Here is a 986-nt window from a genome sequence, read left to right as displayed (position 1 = left end):
TGAATCGCCCCGGGTTTGATGGAGACATCGATTACCCGGGAAGGGATCATTGGAACCATGGGAGCACCTCGCAAGTACCCAGACGAGCTTCGTGAACGAGCCACACGAATGGCGTTGGAAGCCTTGGCCGACCCCGATCGCTCACACGGTGCGATCGTGCGGGTCGCCGAGCAGCTCGGCGTGCACCGCGAAGCGCTACGGACCTGGGTGCGCAAAGCCCAGGCCGAGGGCCAAGACGCCTCGTCGGTGTCCGCCGATCGCGACGCCCGCCTGGCCCAGCTGGAGAAGGAGAACCGCGAGCTACGGCGGGCAAACACGATCTTGAAGCAGGCGTCGGCTTTCTTCGCAGCGGAGCTGGACCGTCCACAGCGCTGAAGGTCGAGTTCATCGACCGCCACAAGGACGAACACGGTGTCCAGCCGATCTGCGACGCCCTGGCCGAGACCAGCGCCGCGATCGCGCCTTCGTCCTACTACGCCGCCAAGACCCGCCCGCCCTCAGCTCGGTCGGTTCGCGACGCCGAACTGACTGCCGCGATCACCACGATGTACGAGGAGAACTACCACGTGTACGGCGCCCGCAAAATGTGGAAGGAGATGGGCCGCGCCGGCCACCAGGTCGCCCGCTGCACCGTCGAACGCCTCATGAGAGCCGAAGGTCTCAAAGGGGTCCAACGGGCCAAGTCCCCGCGCACCACCCGCCCGAAGGCCGAGACCGAGCGGCCCGCTGACCTGGTGGAACGCAAGTTCGTCGCCGAGCGACCTAACCAACTGTGGGTCGCCGACATCACCTACGTCCGCACCTACGCCGGGTGGGTGTACGCGGCGTTCATCATCGACGTCTATTCGCGGATGGTCGTGGGGTGGCAGCTGTCCAAGAATCTGTACACCGACCTGGCCTTGGACGCGTTGAACATGGCGATCTGGCAGCGCACCCACGCCGGCGACGACCTGGGCGGGTTGATTCACCACAGTGACCGCGGCGTT

Annotated in this window: 2 protein-coding genes; both read left to right on the top strand. The window is 65.6% G+C overall.

Features of this window, described 5'->3' with window-relative positions; all coding sequences use genetic code 11:
• Positions 1 to 18 precede the first annotated feature (18 nt).
• On the top strand, positions 19 to 375 hold the full coding sequence (locus OPF83_RS17380; protein ID WP_309297804.1) for a transposase: 357 nt from the start codon (positions 19 to 21) through the stop codon (positions 373 to 375).
• Positions 372 to 986 (top strand): IS3 family transposase (locus OPF83_RS17375; RefSeq protein ID WP_309297805.1); only part of this gene is annotated, 615 nt, incomplete at its 3' end. The genes OPF83_RS17380 and OPF83_RS17375, both read left to right, overlap by 4 nt.

Source organism: Dietzia sp. NCCP-2495 (genome assembly GCF_026011735.1).
Taxonomy (GTDB): Bacteria; Actinomycetota; Actinomycetes; order Mycobacteriales; family Mycobacteriaceae; genus Dietzia.
Note: the sequence above shows the minus strand (reverse complement) of the source record. Positions and strands in the feature narration are given on the sequence as shown.

What these genes read in the sequence shown, in the direction of transcription:
- OPF83_RS17380 (WP_309297804.1), top strand. Translation starts at nt 19, where the DNA reads ATGGAGACATCGATTACCCGGGAAGGGATCATTGGAACCATGGGAGCA.